The organism is Pseudophaeobacter arcticus DSM 23566, from assembly GCF_000473205.1.
Classification (GTDB): Bacteria; Pseudomonadota; Alphaproteobacteria; order Rhodobacterales; family Rhodobacteraceae; genus Pseudophaeobacter; species Pseudophaeobacter arcticus.
In genome coordinates, this window is sequence record NZ_KI421507.1 from 1 (window position 1) to 2,837 (window position 2,837).

Genomic DNA, 2,837 nt, shown 5'->3' on the forward strand with positions numbered 1-2,837 from the left:
GATCTGATGAAGGTGACGCGCCGGTCGGCGGAGGATGGCAAGCCGATCCTGCCGATGCCAGCGGGGCATGATCTGGTGCGGCTGGGGGATGACCCAGAAAAAATGCAGCTGACGCCGGTGCAGATCTTTGCGGTGGGGCAGGTGGCGCGGATTTATCAGTTGCCGCCGGTGTTTTTGCAGGAGCTGAGCAAGGGCAATTACAACAATATCGAGCATCAGGATTTGCACCTGGTCAAACATACCCTGCGGCGCTGGGTTGAGAAGTTTGAGCAGGAGCTGACGCTGAAGATCTTTGGGCGCGGCTCCAGGCGCTATGTGAAGCTGGATCTGGACGGCATCATGCGGGGCGATTTTAAGACCCGGATCGAGGCGATTGTGAAGGCGGTGCAGAACGCGCTTTTGACCCCAAATGAGGGGCGGGAAATGATGAACAAACCGCCACTGGCGGGGGGCAATACCCTGTTTATTCAGGGTGCCACGGTGCCGCTGGAGATGGCGGGCACGGCCTTCAACAAGAATGCGCCCCCGGCGGATGATGGCGACGGCCATAGCGTGGATGGTGACAGCGACAGGCCTGCCGAAGAGCCAGACGAGACCACAGAGACAACCGAAACCAAATAACAGGAGGTCGCGATGAGCGAGCTGCAACGTGAGGTGCGCTATTGCGCCCTCGCGCCCGTTGAGCTGCGTGAGGCTGCGGGCGACCAGATCAATGTGACCGGCTATGCCGCTGTCTTTGGCGAGGCGGCGGAGATTGGCCCGCTGGACAGCTGGGGCTGGTCGGAGGTGGTGGAACGCGGTGCCTTCAGCGCGGCACTACAGCGCGGTGATGACGTGACATTCCTGATCAATCACCGGGATCTGCCGCTGGCGCGCACCACATCCGGCACGCTGACGCTGACGGAAGATGAGCGGGGTTTGCGGGTGGATACGGCGCTGGATGCCAGTGACCCGGATGTGATGCGGATCCTGCCCAAGATGCGGCGCGGCGATTTGTCAAAAATGAGCTTTGCCTTTGAGGCCGAGAAAGAGAGCTGGGATGAAACCGGCGCTCACGCGGTGCGCAGCATTCAGTCGGTGCGCCTGTTTGATGTCTCGATCGTCACGGACCCGGCCTATGAGGGCACTGCAATCGGCCTGCGCTCAAAACAGTTGGCACTTGGCGGCAGCGGCGATCTGCACCGCCGCCAGATGCAGATGCGGATGCGACTGGCCAGCGGCAGCTGAGCGCGCATTCCACCGCCCAGATAGATCTCGCGCCTCGGGCAGGCGCCTGTTTGTACACCCAATCCCCCAAACCCAATCTCAACATCAAAGGATGATCCTATGAGCAAGATCAAGGAACTGCGCGAACGCGCCAAGACAATCGAAACCGAAGCACGCTCTATCTTGGACAGCGTGACGGACAAAACGCCCAAGGCGGAGGCTGAGGCGGCGCATCAGAAATTTGACACCATGATGGATGAGCGCGACAGCGTGGTGGCGCAGGCCGATCGCGAAGAGCGCGCCTATAAGGCGGCGCAGCAGGAAGAGCGGCGCCGCGAGGACCAGGAGCGCGAAGCGCGTGAAGCGCAGCGCCCCGGTCAGGAAGAGCGCCAGCACAACCCGGCGCAGGCGGTTGGCGATGAATACCGCGAGGCCTTCCGCCAGTATCTTGCCAATGGGGCGGATATGTCTGAACTGGACCGCGAAGCGCGCGAGGCCCTGCGGGCGGGGGCGCAGGAGATCCGGGCGCAGAATACTGGCACCGGCGCGCAGGGGGGATTTTTGGTGCCCACCACGCTGGCCAATACCATCAATATCGCCGCTGCCGCCCATGGCCCGATGATGGATGGGACGATTGCCACCGAGATCAATCTGGCCAATGGCGCGCCCTTTGATATGCCGATGGTGGACGATACCGACGCCGAAATGGACCCGCACGCGGAGGGCGAAGAGGGGGTGGATGATGACAGCGGCGACATCGTCATCGGCAAGACGCAGCTGCTGGCCCATGTGATGAAAACGCCCTGGATTAAATGGTCCTTTGAGCTGGCACAGGATTCCAGCTTTGGCTTTGAGGCGCTGCTGGGTCAGCTGATCGGGGAGCGCATCGGGCGCACCGGCAACAGGTGGCTGACGGTGGGCAGTGGCACCAATGAACCACTTGGGTTTGTGACTGGCGCGCCGGTTGGCCATGCGGCGGGATCGGCGGCGGCGCTGACCTTTGATGACATCATTGATCTGGAGCATTCGGTGGATCCGGCCTATCGCACCGGTCCCAAGGTGCGGTTCCAGATGCATGATGGGACGGTCAAGGCGCTGCGCAAGATCAAGGATGCCAATGGCCGCTATCTCTGGTCGGATGGCGACGTGACCAAAGGGGTGACGCCGTCGTTGAATGGCAAGCCGGTGTCGTTCAACCAGGCGATGGCGAAGATTGGCGCTTCGGCCAAGCCGATCGCCTTCGGGGACTACTCGCAATATTATGTGCGCAAGGTGGGCAATCCGCTGATTGGTGTGGCGCGCGAGAAGTTCTTTCCGAACCTTGGGATTATGGGGGTGCATCGCATTGACGGCGCGCCGGGGCAGACCAAGGCCATCAAGACGCTGCAGATGGCGGCCTGATCTGCCAGCCTGATTTGCCAGCCTTCAGGCTGTGTTGAGGCGGTCCCTTTGGGGGCCGCTTTTCTGTTTCTTATTCCCGAGGGTGACCCCATGAAAATCAAAATCACAACCAGCTGCGGCAGTGTTGCCCGCAGCTTTACCGCCGGTACCGAGCCAACCGTTGCTGATGATGTGGGCCAGGATCTGATCAGGGCAGGTTACGCCGAGCTGCTTGACCCTGAGGCGCAGCC

Annotated in this window: 3 protein-coding genes; all 3 read left to right on the top strand. The window is 61.5% G+C overall.

Annotation, left to right across the window (positions count from 1 at the left end):
- Window positions 1–621 (top strand): phage portal protein (locus tag ARCT_RS0104005; protein ID WP_027238921.1); only part of this gene is annotated, 621 nt, incomplete at its 5' end.
- A 12-nt stretch (window positions 622–633) separates the two neighbouring features.
- The gene (locus ARCT_RS25320; RefSeq protein WP_051360534.1) at window positions 634–1,227 is read left to right on the top strand and encodes an HK97 family phage prohead protease; all 594 of its coding nucleotides are present in this window, start codon (window positions 634–636) and stop codon (window positions 1,225–1,227) included.
- A gap of 99 nt (window positions 1,228–1,326) precedes the next feature.
- Entirely contained in the window at window positions 1,327–2,607 is a 1,281-nt protein-coding gene (locus ARCT_RS0104015) for a phage major capsid protein (RefSeq protein WP_027238922.1), read from the top strand.
- Window positions 2,608–2,837 lie beyond the last annotated feature (230 nt).